Source organism: Microcoleus sp. K1-B1 (assembly GCF_036704705.1).
Classification (GTDB): Bacteria; Cyanobacteriota; Cyanobacteriia; order Cyanobacteriales; family Microcoleaceae; genus Microcoleus.
This window is the reverse complement of the sequence record NZ_JAUBSH010000053.1, coordinates 27037-44930: the sequence shown is the minus strand read 5'-3', so window position 1 is coordinate 44930 and position 17894 is coordinate 27037. Positions and strand designations below refer to the sequence as shown.

Annotated in this window: 14 protein-coding genes and 1 pseudogene; 9 read left to right on the top strand and 6 right to left on the bottom strand. The window is 46.5% G+C overall.

Translation table 11 applies throughout. From position 1 onward, the window contains the following. Nucleotides 1-378 (top strand): annotated as a pseudogene (locus tag QUA83_RS19115) (hypothetical protein); the annotation flags it as partial. A 72-nt stretch (nt 379-450) separates the two neighbouring features. Here QUA83_RS19115 and QUA83_RS19110 read toward each other — a convergent pair. The 4 genes from QUA83_RS19110 to QUA83_RS19095 all read right to left on the bottom strand — a co-directional run bounded on the left by QUA83_RS19110 (nt 451) and on the right by QUA83_RS19095 (nt 7269). Next, nucleotides 451-3264 (bottom strand): chloride channel protein, encoded by a 2814-nt coding sequence (locus QUA83_RS19110; RefSeq protein WP_333295120.1) that lies wholly within the window; start codon nt 3262-3264, stop codon nt 451-453. 366 nt (nt 3265-3630) lie between these two features. Further along, nucleotides 3631-4587 (bottom strand): GDSL-type esterase/lipase family protein, encoded by a 957-nt coding sequence (locus tag QUA83_RS19105; protein ID WP_333295119.1) that lies wholly within the window; start codon nt 4585-4587, stop codon nt 3631-3633. A 248-nt stretch (nt 4588-4835) separates the two neighbouring features. Next, the gene (locus QUA83_RS19100) at nt 4836-6131 is read right to left on the bottom strand and encodes a TldD/PmbA family protein (protein WP_333295117.1); all 1296 of its coding nucleotides are present in this window, start codon (nt 6129-6131) and stop codon (nt 4836-4838) included. Between the two features lie 277 nt (nt 6132-6408). Further along, nucleotides 6409-7269, bottom strand: coding sequence for a Tab2/Atab2 family RNA-binding protein (locus tag QUA83_RS19095; protein WP_333295116.1), 861 nt, complete (start codon nt 7267-7269; stop codon nt 6409-6411). A gap of 84 nt (nt 7270-7353) precedes the next feature. Here QUA83_RS19095 and QUA83_RS30610 point away from each other — a divergent pair, with 84 nt between their 5' ends. The 4 genes from QUA83_RS30610 (at nt 7354) to QUA83_RS19080 (ending at nt 10722) form a co-directional block, all read left to right on the top strand. Beyond that, complete coding sequence (locus QUA83_RS30610) at nt 7354-7536, top strand: DUF1272 domain-containing protein (RefSeq protein ID WP_445301789.1); 183 nt, start codon at nt 7354-7356, stop codon at nt 7534-7536. Between the two features lie 4 nt (nt 7537-7540). Further along, a complete protein-coding gene (locus tag QUA83_RS19090; RefSeq protein WP_333295115.1) occupies nt 7541-8326 on the top strand; it encodes a nucleotidyltransferase domain-containing protein in 786 nt (261 codons plus the stop codon). 190 nt (nt 8327-8516) lie between these two features. Next, nucleotides 8517-9239 (top strand): pyridoxine 5'-phosphate synthase, encoded by a 723-nt coding sequence (locus QUA83_RS19085; protein ID WP_333295114.1) that lies wholly within the window; start codon nt 8517-8519, stop codon nt 9237-9239. Between the two features lie 736 nt (nt 9240-9975). Next, entirely contained in the window at nt 9976-10722 is a 747-nt protein-coding gene (locus tag QUA83_RS19080; protein WP_333295113.1) for a hypothetical protein, read from the top strand. Between the two features lie 89 nt (nt 10723-10811). On the opposite strand, the gene QUA83_RS19075 is transcribed toward QUA83_RS19080, so the two are convergent. Both QUA83_RS19075 and QUA83_RS19070 read right to left on the bottom strand, forming a co-directional pair. After that, nucleotides 10812-11834, bottom strand: coding sequence for a tetratricopeptide repeat protein (locus QUA83_RS19075; protein ID WP_333295111.1), 1023 nt, complete (start codon nt 11832-11834; stop codon nt 10812-10814). Nucleotides 11835-12188: 354 nt separating this feature from the next. Continuing rightward, nucleotides 12189-12551, bottom strand: a complete 363-nt coding sequence (locus QUA83_RS19070) for a hypothetical protein (protein ID WP_333290215.1) — start codon at nt 12549-12551, stop codon at nt 12189-12191. 416 nt (nt 12552-12967) lie between these two features. Between QUA83_RS19070 and deoC the strand changes: the two genes are divergently transcribed. The 4 genes from deoC to QUA83_RS19050 all read left to right on the top strand — a co-directional run. Further along, nucleotides 12968-13645: a deoxyribose-phosphate aldolase gene (gene deoC, locus QUA83_RS19065; RefSeq protein ID WP_333295109.1), complete on the top strand. Its 678-nt coding sequence runs from the start codon at nt 12968-12970 to the stop codon at nt 13643-13645. A gap of 522 nt (nt 13646-14167) precedes the next feature. After that, nucleotides 14168-15043: a DNA repair protein RecO gene (gene recO / locus QUA83_RS19060; RefSeq protein ID WP_333295107.1), complete on the top strand. Its 876-nt coding sequence runs from the start codon at nt 14168-14170 to the stop codon at nt 15041-15043. A 231-nt stretch (nt 15044-15274) separates the two neighbouring features. Continuing rightward, the gene (locus tag QUA83_RS19055; protein ID WP_333295106.1) at nt 15275-16849 is read left to right on the top strand and encodes an MFS transporter; all 1575 of its coding nucleotides are present in this window, start codon (nt 15275-15277) and stop codon (nt 16847-16849) included. A 465-nt stretch (nt 16850-17314) separates the two neighbouring features. Next, the coding region (locus QUA83_RS19050) for a PPC domain-containing protein (protein WP_333295104.1) at nt 17315-17894 on the top strand (580 nt) is incomplete at its 3' end.

The following is a 17894-nucleotide window of genomic DNA, read 5'->3' as shown; positions in this document are numbered from 1 at the left end:
AATATTTGCCCAAATGGAATTATCGAGCCGTACCCCAACCTGAGTAATTCATTAAGTTATTTATTTTTCATTCCTTATTTGTGGACTGGTTCTATTAACGGCATCAAAATTCAAATTTGGGCAGCTTGGCTGTTTTATGCGGTGTTACTGGATGTGGCTGATTCTATTGCTGACGAATTAGAACTCTGTAGTGAGAAGATATTTGTAGAAATGCTGTGGGGCGGATTTTATCACTTTAACCATGCCTCTTCTCGTGGCACAGCATTCGATCCTATAGCCTATTTTAGTGCCAGGGAGAATCAGGAGTTGAGGATTGTCAAATATGAGCATAAATCCCGAATAAGGCAGCAGTTAAATGTGTCTGCCTATCCCACTTGATATTGGTGACAAATTCCTAAGTTGTCACCAATGGGATCTGCCTGGAAACAAAACTCAAATGGTATGAATTTGCTAAGAGGCTGATCGCACTAAAATGACTGTACAGTCGCACCCGCGCGCCACAGCTTCCGGGATATTCCCGTGAATCACCTGCTTGAGCAGCCCTTCACGGCTCGCTCCCAGGACGATCGCATCGCACTGATCGTTCTGAGCCAAATCAATTAAAGCATCAGAAACCGATTTAGCGCAAACCGAAGTCGCTATTATCGAACAGGTAACTCGGCGCTTGATAAACTCCGCCGCTTGCTTTAATTCTCCGCGATCGGGTTCTGCAACAGAAGGCTGATGAACCTGACACAATTTAATCTCCGGTACAGCACTAGCAGCCACCAAAGCAGGTAGCAGCCGCAAAGCCGCAGCTTGCTTGTAACCGCCGCGAATAGGCACCAACCAACGGTGTAAACCCATCAGCGTGTGCAGCCCCAATTCTGGGGCTGGAATGTCTGAATTCGGCGGGGTAAATTCAGTCTCAGGAGTCGCTGATAAATCTGAGGCGCTCGCCAATGGGGGATTATCTGCACCATCAACTCCTTCGGCATTAAATTCCCATTCTATAGATGCATATTTCCGCCCGCTAAAAGTGGCAGAGAACTCATTTTTCTTACGTGTTGCTAATAGTTTTTCGCTCCACTTCACCAAAATAACCTCGCAGCCTGCTTGCCGAATTACGGTATCCACCACATCGCCAAAAATGCGTCCTTTTGTGGAAAATTCGCCTTGCCAGCCCATCAAAATTGAATCGATATGGTCCTCCTTAATAGTCTCCAAAATCGCGTTAGGCACGTCATGAGCTACCCGTATTTGGGTGTGTACAGGCAAGTTCCAATTGCGAACAATTCGCTCGGCTTGTTGCAGCAGACGGCGGCTTTTGGTTGTCCGCACTGCGGTTTCCGAAGGGGAACTGTTGCGCGGTACTATGATGATTTGCAGGCATTCTAATTCGTAATTGCGATCGCGCGCGATCGCCGCCGCCAGCCGCAGCAAAGCGGGTGCTGTTTGGGGGTTGGAAAGCGGCACTAATAATCGACCGTTTCCGACTTGCGGAGCCCTGGTTTGATAGACAATACAAGAAGGTTCTGGATGCGGGCCCTGGGTTGTTTCTCCACTGAGGCGATCAGATTCAACTCGGATAATGTCGCTGCGGGTAATAATTCCCACCAAACGCCTGCCTTCTACGACTGGCAAGCGGCTGATATTGTAGTTGTTGAGCCTGTACAATACCTCGCTTAAAGTATCTCTTGCTCTGACTGCGATCGGCTGTACAGTCATAAATTCTTTGAGCAGGGAGTTGCCCGACAAATTGCGCTCGCTGGCATTTGCCAAATCGGTTTGACTGACAATTCCGACTAATTTGCCATCTTCAACGACTGGAAAGCCTCGGTGGTGCGATCGCGAAAAAGCCTGCATCACTTCATCGAAAGTCAGCAGACTTGAAAGAGTTTCAACTCGGCGCTGCATCACGTCATCTGCGTGCAAGTCGCTCAAAGTATTGCTCGCCGCTTTTGCCTTTGTCAGTTGAATGCCGTTAAACTCCAAAAGGCGATCGTAAAAAGAGCCACTGTCCACCTTTTCCGCCACCAAATAAGCAACTACAGAACAGATCATCAAAGGCAGCACTAATTTGAAATCCGCCGTAATTTCAAACACAATCACTACCGCAGTAATCGGCGCCCTAGAAACCGCGCAAAAAAACGCTCCCATTCCCGCCAAAGCGTAAGTTACCGGCAAACCGACACCCAGGGAATCTGCCTGCACAATTCCCACCATGTGACCGAGTGCAGAACCCATAACTAGGGCAGGGGAAAACAATCCTCCCGGAGCTCCAGAAGCAGCGGAAATAATTGTCAGAAAAAAGTGAGCTACAAAAGCAATTAAACTTGTTATGCCACTTGCTTCGCCGGTCAGCATAAACTCCCGTAAACCCGTATTATCGCGGAAAGTTGCTGGAAGAAAAGCTATTACTGAACCGCAGATTAGACCAGCTAGAGCCATTCGCACAGGCAAAGCTAATTTGAGCGATCGCCTGTTAAATTGCAAGCTAGCCATAATCCCTTTGGTGAACCAAGCTCCCAGCAATCCCGCTAAAACTCCTAATAGTATGTAAAACGGGATTTCCTGAGCATCAAAACTGATTTTGTACGCGCGAAGGTTCAAACTTAAACTATCGCCGCCCAAAAGCTGGGATACAACTGCACCGATAAATGAAGCGATAATTGCAGTCCCTAAAGTCAATCCCGAAACGTCGTGCAGCAGTTCTTCAACTACAAACAAAACTCCTGCAATGGGAGCATTGAAACCTGCAGCCAATCCCGCAGCAGCACCGCAAGCAATCAATTGTCTGCGGTAGTCTGGGGAAGTGGGCATCAAGTGACCTATCCAGCCAGCCAAAGATGCTCCTATTTGCACAGTCGGGCCTTGCCTGCCTAAAGTTAAACCGGAACCAACTGCTAAAATAGTCGTCATAAGTTTGGCCACAGCTACTCGCAAATCTAAGGAAAGATTGACTCCGCCGAGAGCAGCTTTGACGTGAGGAATGCCACTGCCTGCCGTTTCGGGAGCAAAACGCTCAACCAATAAACCTGTCAGCAACCCGCCGCATAAACCGACGCTGGGCAGTAATATCCAAGCTGGAATTACTGTCGAGGTAGCAACTCGCCAACTACCCAGCCATCCGACTCCTGATTTGAGCAAAACGCCTGCCAGTCCTGAAATTAAACCGATCAAACAAGCTTCAAAAATAGCGAGGCGTTTTGGTCGTAAAAAAAGTTGAGATTTGATGACCCTGGAAGGTTCCCTAAATTGTTTAGGGATAGTTATGTACGGCATAAATAGCGTAGATGACCTGAGAATTGTCTGCTCGATCGCACTTTAGCAAAAAATCCTTCGATACTTACCTGAAATCTGCTGTAATTCTGATGCTACCAGATTTGATATCAATCTGCGATTTTTTTACCTTATATCCTCCACCAGCGTTTTCAAATCCGGCACTTCTAAATCAGGCTGGTCGCTGGCGGGCAGTGTCGCCCCAAATCCTGTTTTTTCGTGTCTGCGATTTACCCAAATATATCTCGCGACTTGACAGCAATTGTCTCAAGACTAGCAGTATTCCCCTTTCCCAATCTATCAGAGGGCCGTAGCAGTCAAAACTCACTACTGAAAATTGATTAAATTCAAGCATAGTTCCCTCGTAGTTTAGGGTTGATATTCAGCAAAAATTTCAATCTTTCCCACAATGTTTAGATTAAATTGAGCCAATTCTTCTGCGGGAATCCAATATTCTTGGTGAATCGAACTGCCCACATTTTGAACTGGATATTTTTTTAATAATTCTGCCGCAACCCGAAAGCGAGTGACATAGCCGAAATATCCCGATGCTGCATCTCTTGTATTCCAATCTCGCGCGATTTGTATGGCATAGGCTTTGTGAACTACGGGATAAAAAGTAGGCTGAAAGGATAAGCGTGGCGGAAATGCCAGAAAATCGCTTTCTTTAATCAGTTCCATTTCTTTTTTGCCGACGGCTCGGAACAGCGTTACTGTCTCTTGATCTGATATATTGATATTTTTAAACCAAGCTTTCCAACCGTCCCAATTGTGAACTATTTTAGCCAATTCAGCGTAACCTGCAGCGCGGGGATGAGTGCCATCATTTTCGGTAAGTTCTTTTTGCCAAATTTCCGAGTTTTGCAGCGGGGTGCAAACATCTACATAAGGCACGTTTAACTCGCTGCAAACTTGAGAAAACTGTTCGGATAAGTTGGCAATCCGGCTTGTGCGATCGGCATCGATTACTGGCGGTGGTCCTACCATTAAAACTGGGACTCTTTCTTGGGCAGACTTGAGAATATATCGCGCATTTTCAATTGATTTCTCAACTTCTATGCGAATTTTTTCGTTCTCTAGGTAAGTGTCGTTGACGCCAAAGGAAAATACTATTCTGCCATCGCCGTAGTGAGGTAAGCGGCAAGAAACTTCGCTGAACCAGCGAGTTTCTATATCGGCACTGGTTTCTCCCCTTATTCCTAAATTGTAGTAGGTAATATCGTGTCCTTGTCCGCAAGCGGCAGCGCAAATCCGTCCTGTCCAACCGAGACATTTGGGATCGCAAGTACCGTTTACAAAAGAATCGCCGATAAAACAAATACGCATATTATGTGTGGGAATGGGGAATGGGGAATGGGGAATTGGGAATTGGGCATGGGGCATGGGGAATTGGGAATTGGGCATGGGGCATGGGGCATGGGGAATTGGGCATGGGGAATTGGTTATTTTTAATTAGAAAAACTACTAACCACTAACCACTAACCACTAACTACTAACCACTAACTACTAACTATTACCGATTACCAATTACCCAGGCCCGATGCTCCATGCCCCATGCCCCATGCCCCATTCCTTTAATTCTTGCCGATGACGGACAATCCCTCTACAATTAGAGACGGTGTTTGGCAAGAACCGTTCCACTCAGAGTCTCCTCCCAATTCTACTAATTGTTTGAGGACGCTGTAGACGTTGCCAGCTACCATTGTGTCTTTGATTCTGCCGACTATTTGACCTTTTTTGACTCGGTAGCCGAGATCGACATTAATTGAAAAATCCCCGGAAATTCCGGCACTGCCACCAAGCATTTGATCGACTACAATTCCGTCGTCTAATTTAGCGATTAAATCGATTAGCGAAAGCGAACCTGGTTTAATCAAAACATTGAACAAACTCGGCGTGGGATAGCTGCCCAAACCTGGGCGAAATCCGTTGCCGGTGGTGCCGCTACCCAAGGCTCGACCGGTGGTGCGATCGGTATAAAATAGCTGCAACACTCCGCTGTTGATAAAGACGATCGCCCGAGTGGGAGTACCTTCGTCGTCAAAAGGACAGCTATAGGGCCCGATATCCGGCTGCTGCGAGAGGGTGACAAGGGGCGAAGTCACTTGTTGGCCCAATCGATCGTTCCAAGGCGAAGCGCCTTCGAGTACCTGTTTGCCGTTCAACGCCGCACAGACAGTGCCCCACAGCAAATCGGCTGCTTTGGCTGTAAATAGCACCGGCACCCGGCCCGTGGCGGGGGCTACATTGTCTTTCGCCCATTCTAAACGCTGCAAAACCCGCTTGGCGCTGGTATTTAAGTCGAGGGTGCCACGTTCGGTTTCGCCTTCCCAAATGTTGAGGAAATCTTCTCCCCGCACTAATTCTGCTGACAAGTAACCGCTGAGGGTGGTGTCGGTGTGACTGGAATCCAAGCCTTTGGTGTTCACCAAGCGGGTGCTCTCAATTTCGCAGTCGAGTTCGGCGGTGCAGAGGCTTTCTGGATAGGCTTCGCGGACGATCGCGATCGCCTCTTTGCCCCAGTTTACTAGCTGTTCTGCCGGTATCGACACTCCGCGATCGGGATAAACAACTTTCTCACCGGTGCCGAGTTCGATGGTTTCCGGTTCGTTGAGTTGCGAAAGTGCGATCGCCCTGTCCACCAAAATTTGCAGTTCCACGGGCCCGTAGGCCACCGCCAAACCCGGCCGCCCGTCCCGCCACAGCCGCAGGGCAATGCCTTCTGCTTGGGCGGTTTCTAGCTGTTTGAGGCGGTTTGCTTCAAAAAAGACCGGCCGCGAGAGCGATTGCGATTCCAATACCTCAGCAGCTTCTGCACCTGCTTTGGTGGCTAGTTCTAGCAGTTGTTCTGCTGATTGGTGATTGGTCATTGTTGTCGGTGGTTGGTAATGGGCGATTCGATTTTCGATTTTCGATTTTCGATTTTCGATTAAAGAATTGGCAATAACTTACTGGACATGGGTTGGGTGCACGGGTCTACATTTAGATTCTTTTGGGAAAACTGGTGTAATTGGCGATAACCAGATTTTACAGTCATTGGTCATCAGTCATCAGTTAATAATCTACCGTCATTAGTCTAGAGTTAACAGCTATATTGACTCATAACTAATGACTAATGACTCATAACTAATGACTAATGACTAATGACTAAATAGTTAGTTCATGCAGCAGCCAAAATCCTGCAAAAGATTCCGATTCGGGATTCGACTGAATTGCTAAGAAATGTACTTTTTTTGCTTGCTTTTTAGCCGCTTCAAATCCTTTCGCTTCTCTCTCAGTTGCTGCGTCTCTGAGATTAGCTAAAATCCAGCGATCGTTAGCTCCCGTATCTAATACCAGCCTAGCGGGTGGGCCGCTCTCAAATTTCAGAAAAGCCAACTCCAAGCCCGACATCCAACCTGCCAGGGCTGTTGCTCTCGACGAGTAGATAATTAGTCCCGGAATTTGCGTTTCTGGGGCGAGGCGTGTCATCGGCAGTCCGAAAGCTTCGCCAAATCCAATATCCCACTCGGACATTTCGTCAAAAGCTGCGATCGGCAAACTCACAAACGCCCATTTTTCGCCGATTAAAGCATCCGGTAGCGCAACTGGCGTTTCGGGTACAAATTGAACGCTCGGGTTCACAACCGGTTGATAGCCCGGTTCGGCGGGATAAACGTTTTGCATCCGTTCTTCCAGCCACAGGCTAAGGGCGAGGGTGCGGCGGCTGCAGGCGGCGGGAATGTCCAAGTCATCGCAGGCTTTGGTAATCATGTTCGCCATTTGGCGGCGGAAAAAACGGATTTTTTCGGGGCGTTTCGGTGCTGCGGCGATCGCATCTTTAATAGCACCCGCCAGCCACAGGGAATTCACGGTAGAACTGGAGCAGAATTGCGAGTAGCGAAACAGAGACTCGGCCTTGTCGCCTACATTCAGCGGGCTTTCGCAGATCAACACTTCCCATTTTTTTTTCTCTCGCTCGTCTATGATTGGACGGCTGTAAAAGTCGAGTTCCCAAATAGTAGCCATGCCGCGCTGTTAAAAATTAATCCTTTCTCATGTTACCGGACAGCGGGCAAGTTTCTGATTCTGACAATATAAGGCTGATTTTCAATCGCGGGCGATCGCACTTTCCCAAAGATTGCCACTTTCCCTTGCAGCTTCCCGTGTAATTTTTGCCAGGAGTGCACAACCGGAAGCATAAGCAATTCCTCGGACAACTGTCGCGGAGCAATCTCAACACGCGATCGTTTGTTACACTTGTGCAAGCCAGGGAAAACAAACAGTATAGCTTGATTCCATGAGACCAATCATTCTCGAAAAGATTGTTTCAACCTTACAACCTTTAGATTTTGTTCTCGCTTTATGGCAAGGAGGTTCAGCAGCCCACGGATACACCGACGAGTGGTCAGACCTCGATATTGCGGTTGTGGTTGAAGATAACTCCGTGGAAGAAACATTTGAGATTGTGGAAAAAGCCCTCGCAGAAATTGCCGAAATCGAACTCAAATATCGAGTTCCCGAACCTGCTTGGCACGGTCAATCGCAGTGCTTCTGGCGGCTGAAAGAAACCCCCCCGTTCTTGCTAATTGATTTCGCCGTTTTTCGGCGCAGCAGCCGCAACGATTTCCTGGAAATAGAGAGACACGGGAAAGTGCCGATCGCCTTTGACAAAGCTAATCTAATTCTACCGCCTCCTTTGGATATAAGCAAACATTTATCTACAATGCAGTCGAGATTCAACGACCTTAAAATCCGTTTCGATTTGCTGCAGCCTCTGGTTAAAAAAGAGATTTATCGCGGACATTTAGTAGATGCGATCGGTAACTATCACAATTGGACGCTTCTACCCTTACTCGAACTGTTGGGCATGATTTACCGTCCCCACAGATACGATTTTGAACTAAAATATTTCAGCCGAGATTTTCCGCGCGAAATAGTCGATCGCGTCACACCGCTTTTCTGCATCGCCAACCTTGAAGATTTGGCAGCAAAACAGCAAATAGCTGAGGCTTTTTTTGCAGAAAGTTTACCGCTTGCACAAGCTAGTTTTTCCTCTGACAATGCCCTAACACTACCGCCATAGGCTCAAATTTTCGTCCCGAAAGCGATTAATATAGTATTATCAACTTATATCTTGCACCATTGTCAATAATCCTTTTTTGAACAGGCAAGATGCCTGTTCCACAGGAAAATCTACTCTTTGTGGAACGGGCATCTTGCCCGTTCTTGAGAAAGGTGCAAGATGTGATATCAAGCTTAAAGATTAACATCCCATGACAAAACTCAGCGTCAACATCAACAGAATCGCCCTCCTCAGAAACTCTCGAAACATCGGCATCCCCAGCGTTACCGAAGCCGCAAAAACAGTAATTGCCGCCGGAGCTCATGGCGTTACAGTCCATCCCCGCCCCGACGAAAGGCATATCAAAGCCACCGATGTTTACGAATTAGCTAAAATGCTAACCGTGGAGTTCAACATCGAAGGAAATCCGTTTCAGCCGCCATTTATGGATATAGTTTGCGACGTAAAACCGGCTCAGTGTACCTTGGTGCCCGACGCTCCCGACGTGCTAACATCCGATAGCGGTTGGAATATTCCCGAAAATCGCGATCGCCTCCTACCAATCATTGAAAAATTAAAAGACCATGGCATCAGAGTCAGCTTGTTTATGGACGCAGATGCTGCTCTCATGCCACTAGCAAAAGAAGTTGGAGCAGACCGAGTAGAACTGTACACGGAACCCTACGCAACTGCTTTTCGCGAAGGTAGAGTAGACTTTGTTTTTCAACAATATGTGTTGGCAGCTAAAGCAGCTCAATCAGCAGGTTTAGGGGTGAATGCTGGACATGATTTAAATTTGCAAAACTTAGCTAAATTTTGCTCTATTCCTGATATACTAGAAGTATCAATTGGTCATGCTTTAATTGCGGAAGCGCTAGAAATGGGCTTGTCCAACACAGTACAAGCTTACCTAAAAATTTTAGCAAGTTCGTAGTACAAATTGACCTCGTGGGGCAGGGCGGATTTGGTAGTTATAAACTCGTTTTGATCATAGATAATAACTAAATCCGCCCTACAAACATACAGTATCAAGACTTACGCGAAAAATGGTTTGACACGCTACAAATATGGTAAGGTGTGGTTCGCAGCGCCCTAGATAATTAGACGATCGTCAATCGATTTTAGATTTTAGATTTTAGATTAAAGAATTGAAGTATTGACCCCAGTGATAAATTCGGGGGGCAAGTTTCATCGGATACAGGTTTTTTATTTCTGGGTCCTGAGTCTGCTTTCGGAATGAATCCGGGGGCTTTTATCCTGGATGCTTTCGGTCAACAATGAAGTAACACTAGGGTTGTCACCCCGTGGGGGTGCTAGCCGTTTTATAGTAGCAAGGCAGAGCCAAAATCCCAGACACCGCGTTTGTTGGGTGTGGGCATTTCTTTAGCAAGAACCTCGGAAAAATTTTTAAGTTTCCTAGACAAAATTACTAATATTCTGTGATGATATTATGCGTAAGGAGTATCATTAAAATGTCCCGACAAATTGAGGCTACTACTTATCTCCCGCACTGCCAATTTGCTACCAGCAGGTTTTGTGCAAGTACGGGATATTTACGTGTATCCTATATCCTCTTGTAGCCTGTGTGCGATCGCCAGTTTTAATCCGGTGAAAACAGGCAAACACAAGTAACCATATACAACTCCCTACCCCCCCCTCGGAAGTGCGACATGAAAAAACTAATTTTACTGACTGGAATGCTACTCATGATGACGGCAAAATCAGTATTTGCCAGCCCAGTAGCCCCCAAAATTGCACCGAGCGAGCTGATAGCTGCCTCGGAAATTACAGAAACCCTTAACAAACCCGTTACCTCTGAATCAGTTTCAAACCTCGAACCGATCAAGCGAATGTCAACCTCGGAAATCCGAGAAACAATCAACCAACCCACCACCTATATTTTTGAAGGCATCAAAGGGCGAGAACTCACTCTCTCCCTGTGGGCGGGACAACTGACAGCCGAACTGTACAGTCCCAATGGTGAACATATGGGGGTTATTGAAAAGTCAGACAATCAGTGGGTTGGCCAGTTGCCAGACTCAGGCATCTATCGCGTGCGAGTTACCCCGAAAGGTGAAACCACCAGCTTCGTACTGGGACGCGACTTTAACGCCAAGTGGACTTATAGGCCCGATCGCGCAATTCCCATAGCATTCAAGGAAAAACAAGCCACAGTCAAACTCAAAATGTCCGGCTACCAAATCCAGCCCATCACCGTTCAAGGCAAGCAGGGACAGACAATTAGGGTGACAGCTAGCAACAAAAATCTAGATCTGGCGATCGAATCTCCGTCGGGACAACTCTTGGATCAAGGCGAAGGTCAAACTTTTGCTCAACTCCCCGAATCCGGCACTTACCGGGTAATCGTAGTTGCCAAGAGGCCGGTCAAGCCCTCAATCCGAGTTTCTGTGCAATAGCAAAGATTGCACAAATACTGTCGGGCGATCGAATTTTCGTCGCCCAAAAAAACAGCTCGCCAATGGGGCGAGCTGTTTTTTGTGTAAAATCAACCTTGGATCAGCGCTTCAAAACGTTCTTGTTTCCAAATGCAGCTTAAATCCGGGTCAGCTAAAGCTAGCTCTCGGTATAAATTAGGGATAAATTCAACAGCCCGTTGCAAATTGTCAAGGGCCAAATCAGCAAATCCCAGTAGCGCATAACAGCAAGCTTTATTGTAAAAAGCGTTAGCAAAATCAGGATTTATTTCTAAGACTGTTTCGTAGCAAGCAATCGCCTCAGAGTAGCAGCCTTTTCGCGCCAATTCCACACCCCGGTTGTACCAAATTAAATAATCTTCCAAGGGACGCTCAGATGTGGGAGTAAACTTGGAATTTCTCTGATTTAAACCTACTAATTTCTCCAAAGCAACTCTCCGTTCGCCCACAGCATCGGCTCTGCCCGGTTGTAGAGCGATTGATCGGCTAAAACTAGCTACTGCTTGTTTGTAAAGTCCCATAGAGTTCGCAGCTATACCGCGATTGTACCAAGCCTTCGCATCGTCAGGCTTAAACTCGATCGCCCGGTCAAAACTGTTGAGCGCCTGATAGTAAAGCTTGAGTTCCAACAGGGCATTACCTCGGTTGTACCATGCCCAAGCAGCCTCCGGATACAAATTTAAAGAGCGATCGAAACTCAGAACTGCCTTCTCGTATAGCCCCATATCGATCAGCGTCAGTCCCCGGTTGTGCCAAATACTCGCCGCGCACGGACTGAACTCCAGAGCTCGATCAAAACTGTTGAGAGCTTCCAACCAGCGGCCCAACTTTCCTAAAGCAATAGCCCGGTTGTGCCAGCCAAAGCTCGCATTCGGCTCCACCGCCAAGGCCTCATCAAAACTCTTCAGCGCCTCTAAGTGCCGTTCTAATTTCCCTAGAGCCATACCTCGGCCGAACCAAGCCTTATAATGATCTGATTGCAACTTCAAAGCTCTGTTAAAGTTCGCCAGAGCACCATGATCATCGTTAGCTTCGAGGTGGCGCGAGCCCAGATGGTAATACCAAGCCGCTTCCAAGTTTTGAATTAAGTTCATAATATTTTGTATCTATCTTAGGGATGATTCTACATGAAACTATACCTGGAATAAAACTGTAATTCCACTAAAAATATGAAAAATTTGATACAGGGCGATCGCCCGTACACAGGGTCAGTAACAACCTCAACAATTTGCGGTCGAAACTAACTATTTTCCTCTCGTAAAAAGCTCTTTTAGCTAACCGCACTCATCGTTTTTTAGAGCGGCTGCGAATCTTAACTCTGCGTGAATCGCGCAACTCTTACCACCGCATCCCGAATTAGGTTTGCAGTTACACAAAAAGTTCTAGGGCGCCCCAAGTCTAACTGCAAATCTCCTAGTGCTAATAGCTTCTACTTCTGCTTGCCCAATTCAAGCAACCACAACCGCTGTTTTAGCATTCTCACTCAACATCAACTGGCCTGTTGCATCAATACTAAAATCTTTCCCCAGCAGAAAACCCTTGCCCATCAACCGCTGGCAAACAACCAGCGCAGTAATCCGGCGAATTTCTTCCATCACGTCAGCAGGAATCAAATAACTCAAACTCCAGATCACGGACTCGCAGTCATACCAAATCAAACGCTCAATACTGACAATCATCAAAGCAGCTACACTGTCAACAGACAGCCGCCCTCTGAGATCCGCAATCAAATCCTTACCAATTAAGCTATTGCGAGTCATCATCGCTCTAGCCATCTTCCCAATTTCTTGTTCGAGTTCTAAATGATTCATGCTTGGCACTGGCTTTTATGTTTTTAAAGCACTACTAAAAGTAAAAACAGTAGCCGCTACCAGGCTCTGCCCTAGCGTAGCTGACGCAGGCTCTACCGTAACTCCTTTTAACAAAGTATACCTAAAGAAAGATCAAAAATGTATCTAAAGGCAGATACTAAAATATTATTTTTTTGATGTATATTGGTAAACCAATTCCCACAAGAGTTTTTACAAGCCAATTGAGTATTTATACTTGCTAAGGGCTGGAGTAAAGTCGATCGATTTTAGATTTTAGATTTTAGATTTTAGATTGAAGAATGGGAGAAAGCGACCTCACGGAGGAATGCGGGGGGTTGTACCCAGGCTGCTTTTGGTCGAAGATTGGTAAATTCGCTACATAATAAGGAAGTAATTACTTCGGAGAAAAAACAGCAATGGCTGCAAACCAGGCAGACATCGATATTGCCCCCTTGATCGACTACGGCCTGATCGACCCCACCGCTACGCCAGAGCAAGTAGAACACTGTTGCCAACAAGCAGAGAGATTTGGCTTTGTCACAGTTTGCGTGTATCCCGCCTACGTCCGACAAGCAGTTGATCTGCTGCACGGCAAACGTCCCAAAGTCTGTACAGTTATAGGTTTTCCCACCGGTGCTTCGACTTCAACGGTGAAAGTTTACGAAGCTCTAGAAGCTGCGGATAATGGAGCCGTAGAGTTAGATGTCTCCGTTAACTTAGGATTGTTGAAAGCTGGAAGAATCGACGAATTCCACCGGGAATTAGCCCAAATTTGCGAAGAAACTAATCTCACCATTAAAGCAATTATCGAAAGTTCGCTCCTTTCCGATGCCGAAAAACAATTAGCGGCTGAGATTTGCATGGAAGCCGGCGCCGCCTACATCAAAACCAACACTGGCTTTTTTGGCCCGGCGAAAGTAGACGATGTGCGACTGCTGAAGGAAGTTACGAAGGGACGGATTGGGATTAAAGCTGCCGGCGGAATTCGTACTCATGAACAAGCTTTAGATTTGGTAATAGCTGGGGCAACTCGTTTGGGGACTTCTCGTGGCCCAGAATTAATCCGCCAGCGCGATAATTTAGATAATCGTTGACAGTTGACAGTTGACAGTTAACTGTTGACTGTTGACTGTTGACTTGTATTAATTGGTCATTAATCAATTGTTTATCATCAATTGTTTAAATTAGTTAATAGGGAAAAAATATCACAACTACAAGTTTATCAATTAGCCCCAAAAATTTCTATCTAAATATGGTTTATTGTTAAAAAATGGGAATACTTTACGAAGGATACGATGAACCAACAAATTGTGAGATAGGCTGATTATGTTGCTGTTAATATTGGCGAAGGACATGGACGCCATAGTTATTAAGATAATCAGCGTTCCGTAAAAATTGCTCTTGGGTTGATTAAACTAAACAATACAGTGGTTAAGAATTGCGTATAATCCTAATTTTTAATTCAAAAAAAATAGCAATGAATTGCATCCGTTATTAAATGAAATTTAACCAAAGATTAATGCCTATCTTAACTCACTAAAACTAAAAGCTAAAAGTTAACAGTTAACAGCCAACAGTTAACCGTTAACAGTCAACAGTCAACAGTCAACTAACAAATGATTAGAACTTACAAAGCAACTGGAATCAATCTCAAGAGTGCGCCCATCGGCGAATCCGATCGAGTGCTGACAATTTTGACGCGGGAATTCGGCTTAATTCGAGCCGTAGCACCGGGTGTTCGCAAACAACGATCGACCATTGGCGGCAGAAGCGAATTATTTGTCGTCAACGAATTGCTAATTGCCAAAGGCCGATCGCTCGACAAAATCACCCAAGCCAACACCGTAGAATCCCATCCGGGTTTGAGCCGCAACCTAGGGAAACTTGCAGCGGCGCAATATCTGGCCGAATTGGCGATCGCCAGTGCCCTTTCCGATGAGCCTCAAGAAGAACTCTTTTGGTTGCTGGGCGAACATTTGAGCCGTTTGGAGCGTTTGTCCGATCGCACAGAAATCCAATCCGCCGCCGTACTTGTCGCCCACCTCACCCACGGCATTTTTCACTTGCTAGCCTTAGCCGGCCTCGCGCCCCAAGTCCAAGTTTGCTGCGCCACCAGACACCCGCTCATCCCAAATTTCACCGATCCGAACTGGCAAACCGGGTTTAGTATACCCTCTGGGGGAACCTTCAGCTTACCCGAACTAGCTAACCTAGAGGCAGAACTCTCTTCAGAAAACGGTAGCTTGTACAAATCCGCCTCCCGTTCCCGGCAAACGAATAGCAGCAAGCACTTGACAAATTTTGAGATTAATGCTAAGGAATTAGCAGCGCTGCAACAGTTGGCTAGTCCAGAACTAGGAGAGGGGATTGCCGATCGAACAACTTGGGTATCAGTAGAAAATATTTTGCGACAATATGCCCAGTATCATTTAGGTTGCACGATTCGATCGGGAAGCTCGATCGACACCTACCTAGAGAGTTTTGAGTTTTAAATTTTGAGTGTGGATTTAAATAGGTGAAGGGGCGATCGTACATCGCACCCCCAGCCTGCCGGATACCCGAACCTGCCGGCGTTTTCAGGTAAATTCTCAAGATTGTTACGACATCAGATAATAGATAGAGATAAAGTTACGAGATTATTAATAAACTTAGGGGTTAACACCTCAATTTCAAATTCCCATCCCCCCAACCTCCACCATCCCAGGCCATCCACCCCAAATCCTATGATGCGACTGTCTGATTCTGATTTGAGAATATCTGTGTTAGCTGTGACCCACCACAAGATGGAAGAACGAGAAAATTTTCCAGAGTTTGACTCTTATCCCGTCTCCGCCGATCGACAATGGAGCAACGTCCCAGACCCAGAAATGGATAAATACCCCACCACTCCAGCACCAGACTGGAACAACGGCAATAGCCCACACCCCGAAGCAATCCCCCCGGTTCCCACACCAGAGCCAGCAGAACTCTCCGAAGCACTGGCAGAAATTCCCGAAAAACAAACGGGATTTCTGCCAGTGCTCAAAAACCCAAATTTTCTGGCATTGTGGAGCGGCCAAGTTTTTTCCCAACTAGCAGATAAAGTTTATCTCGTACTGACGATCGCCCTCGTAGCCAGCCGCTTTCAAGCGCCAGATCAAACCATCAGCAGGTGGGTATCGGCAATCATGATCGCCTTTACCATTCCCGCAGTGCTGTTCGGGGCCGCCGCAGGTGTGTATGTCGATCGCTGGTCGAAAAAAGCAGTGCTAGTCGCCACAAACCTGCTGCGGGGAGCCTTCGTTTTAACATTGCCCGTGCTGCTGTGGCTCTCTGACGGGTGGGAACTCGGTCAACTGCCACTCGGATTCTGCTTACTGCTGCTAGTGACATTCCTAGTTTCGACTCTAACTCAATTTTTCGCCCCAGCAGAACAGTCAGTGATTCCCCTAATTGTGGAACGCCGCCACCTGCTATCGGCAAACTCCCTCTACACCACAACCATGATGGGTTCGGTGATTATTGGCTTCGCAGTCGGAGAACCCTTACTAGCTTTAGCCGACACCCTATTTTCCAACCTCGGCGGCGGACTTGGCATCGGCAAAGAATTAGTAGTAGGCGGAAGTTACGCCTTCGCCGGAGTGCTCTTGCTTTCAATGAAAACAGGCGAAAAAAACGAAGTCGAACACGAACCGCCGCACCCCTTAGCAGATTTGCGAGATGGCCTGCGTTACATCAACGATCAACCGAAAGTTCGCAATGCTTTAATTCAACTAATTATTCTATTTTCCATTTTTGCAGCCTTGGCAGTTCTAGCGGTGCGGCTGGCAGAAATCCTCCCCGGTATGAAAGCATCACAATTTGGATTTTTGCTTGCTGCGGTGGGCGTGGGCATGGCTGCTGGGGCGGCGACAGTCGGCTATCTCGGCCATAAATTTTCTCACTCCCAACTGAGTTTAATCGGCTCGATCGGCATGGCATTTGCTCTGATGGGCCTTTCTGCATTTACACACCATTTGTGGCTCTCGGTGCTGTTCATTACTCTGTTGGGTTTATTTGCCTCATTGGTGGGAGTGCCGATGCAGACTACGATTCAAGCAGAAACCCCAGAAGAAATGCGCGGAAAAGTCTTCGGGCTGCAAAACAATGCGACTAATATCGCTTTGAGTTTACCGTTGGCTTTGGCCGGGGTAGCCGAAACATTTCTGGGTTTGCCGACAGTATTTTTGGGTTTAGCAGGATTAGCGATGGCTGGGGGTGTCTTAACCTGGTATATTTTCCGTAGCAGGGCGTTGCGGATTTACGGTATGAAAGACTAAATATGCAAATCATAGAAACCAGTATCTCCAAAGCTTCTGGATTTTCAAATTATTTTTTTCATACCCTGATTAAGCAACGCCAAGACTGTGCAAAGTTTTGCTCATTCAGTTGAATTCGCGTGCATTATCATTGGTAACAAGTTAAGCTAAGGAAGCATTTGTCAATCAGCAATTATGCTCAATATTTACTCGGATTTTGGGCATAAAACTGAGATTTGGGCGATCGAGGAATCATGCCTCCCATGATATTTATACCTACTCCCTCTCAAATCGTGAATTTTCCACTCCTAAAAAAGCAGTTATTTTGAGTAATATTACTGGTTGACAAATGCAATAAAACAGTTAGTGTGAGTAAAATTACTGATTGACAAATGCAATTAAGTCTTAAATTGTCACCAATGGTGCATTATTGGTACAGGCGAGACAAGACCAAAGTAACCACCCAGAAAAAAAGGTGAAAAGACTATGGCTGATAACTTTGCTAACCGAACTTTGCTCAGTGGCGCACCTGTGAGTACAACAGGGTCAAATATTGGATCCACCGGAGAAGTAGGTGAACCTACCCAAAGTGGAGTAACTAACTCGGAGTGGTGGTCTTGGACAGCACCCAGTACCGGGACCTTTGAGATTAACACCGTAAACAGTAATTTCGATACTTGGTTGTCGGTTTTCACTGGTTCTGCGGTTGATAACCTCACTCTGATTGACTTCGATGATCAGGGGGGAGGGAATAACACTAGCCTGCTTAGCCTGAATGCTACAGCCGGGACAACCTATCAAATTGCTGTTGATGGTTGGATGTCTAATACAGGTTCGATTCAACTTAATATTGTCCCTCCCCCTCCAGTCAATGACAATTTTGCCAATTCAATTGCTTTGACTGGTTCAACAGCCAGCTCTACAGGCTCAAATATTGGAGCCACCGGAGAAGTAGGTGAACCTAGCCAAAGTGGGACAACTAACTCGGCGTGGTGGTCTTGGACAGCACCCAGTACCGGGACCTTTGAGATTAACACCGTAAACAGTAATTTCGATACTTGGTTGT

Bases quoted from the DNA above. Each gene is read 5' to 3' on its own strand.
- QUA83_RS19110 (WP_333295120.1), bottom strand. From the start codon at position 3,264: ATGCCGTACATAACTATCCCTAAACAATTTAGGGAACCTTCCAGGGTC.
- QUA83_RS19105 (WP_333295119.1), bottom strand. From the start codon at position 4,587: ATGCGTATTTGTTTTATCGGCGATTCTTTTGTAAACGGTACTTGCGAT.
- QUA83_RS19100 (WP_333295117.1), bottom strand. From the start codon at position 6,131: ATGACCAATCACCAATCAGCAGAACAACTGCTAGAACTAGCCACCAAA.
- QUA83_RS19095 (WP_333295116.1), bottom strand. From the start codon at position 7,269: ATGGCTACTATTTGGGAACTCGACTTTTACAGCCGTCCAATCATAGAC.
- QUA83_RS19090 (WP_333295115.1), top strand. From the start codon at position 7,541: ATGAGACCAATCATTCTCGAAAAGATTGTTTCAACCTTACAACCTTTA.
- QUA83_RS19085 (WP_333295114.1), top strand. From the start codon at position 8,517: ATGACAAAACTCAGCGTCAACATCAACAGAATCGCCCTCCTCAGAAAC.
- QUA83_RS19080 (WP_333295113.1), top strand. From the start codon at position 9,976: ATGAAAAAACTAATTTTACTGACTGGAATGCTACTCATGATGACGGCA.
- QUA83_RS19075 (WP_333295111.1), bottom strand. From the start codon at position 11,834: ATGAACTTAATTCAAAACTTGGAAGCGGCTTGGTATTACCATCTGGGC.
- QUA83_RS19070 (WP_333290215.1), bottom strand. From the start codon at position 12,551: ATGAATCATTTAGAACTCGAACAAGAAATTGGGAAGATGGCTAGAGCG.
- deoC (WP_333295109.1), top strand. From the start codon at position 12,968: ATGGCTGCAAACCAGGCAGACATCGATATTGCCCCCTTGATCGACTAC.
- recO (WP_333295107.1), top strand. From the start codon at position 14,168: ATGATTAGAACTTACAAAGCAACTGGAATCAATCTCAAGAGTGCGCCC.
- QUA83_RS19055 (WP_333295106.1), top strand. From the start codon at position 15,275: ATGATGCGACTGTCTGATTCTGATTTGAGAATATCTGTGTTAGCTGTG.